2 protein-coding genes are annotated in these 1,047 nt (G+C 44.1%); both read right to left on the minus strand.

What is annotated here, in order from left to right; all coding sequences use genetic code 11:
* The coding region (locus B3Z75_RS01800; protein ID WP_286847320.1) for an NAD(P)-binding domain-containing protein at window positions 1–479 on the minus strand (479 nt) is incomplete at its 3' end.
* Window positions 480–558: 79 nt separating this feature from the next.
* A partial coding sequence (locus B3Z75_RS01805) for a PfkB family carbohydrate kinase (protein ID WP_286847319.1) occupies window positions 559–1,047 on the minus strand: 489 nt, incomplete at its 5' end.

The following is a 1,047-nucleotide window of genomic DNA, read 5'->3' on the forward strand; positions in this document are numbered from 1 at the left end:
GACTGAAAGATCTCTTTCACGTGTGGCCACGCTTCGGGTGATCCCCCCGGCATCATCGACGGGCCTTTCAATGCTCCCTCTTCACCACCGGAAACACCAGTACCCACATAGAGCAATCCTTTGCTTTCCACCTGTTTTGTCCTGCGCATCGTATCGGGGAAATGGCTGTTACCGCCATCAATAATAATATCTCCCGGCTCAAGTAATGGAATCAATAGCTCAATAAAATCATCCACAGGCTTACCAGCTTTTACAAGCATCATTACCTTACGTGGTCTTTCAATGGAAGCCACAAACTCTTCCAGGGAGTGAGCACCAATAAAGTTCTTCCCTTTCCCTCTTCCCTCAAGGAAGCCATCCACTTTAGTCACTGTACGGTTGTAAACGGCTACGGTATAACCCTTACTTTCCATATTCAATACCAGATTTTCGCCCATCACAGCTAATCCGATCAACCCTATATCTGCTTTCTTTTTCATTTCTTATAGATTATTAAGACCAGAAATCCAAACCTTAAGATAATAATCCGATTTCTGATTATCCGTTTATTGTTTACAATTATCTTTTTACTCTTGCATTTCCTTTCCAGATGCTCCAGATCACCTCTTCATCGGCCGGTTGTGCATAATCAGTCAGGAAAGTTGTTGCCAAAGCGCCGCTCGCCCAGGCAAACTGCACCCATTTATCAGGCTCCATTTTTTTTAAAATGCTGTAGAGCAATCCCCCTACAAAGCCATCGCCTCCTCCTATACGATCCATCACATTGATCTTTCTCAAAGGAGCTTCGTGCCAATTCCCGTTTTCATAAACAATAGCCCCCCAGAGATGTTCATTGGCACTGATCACTTCCCGTAATGTATTGGCAAACACAGTAACATTAGGGAAAGCACGTTTTGCATTCATAATCATCCCTTTGAAAGCGTCCATAGTATCTTCAATATTTTCTCCTCCTGCTTTGGGGCCCTCAATTCCAAGACAAAGCTGAAAATCCTCTTCATTACCGATAAGAATATCGGAGAGGGAGGCTATTTCGGTGAACGCCTCGTG

The organism is Proteiniphilum sp. UBA1028 (genome assembly GCF_002316955.1).
Classification (GTDB): domain Bacteria; phylum Bacteroidota; class Bacteroidia; order Bacteroidales; family Dysgonomonadaceae; genus Proteiniphilum.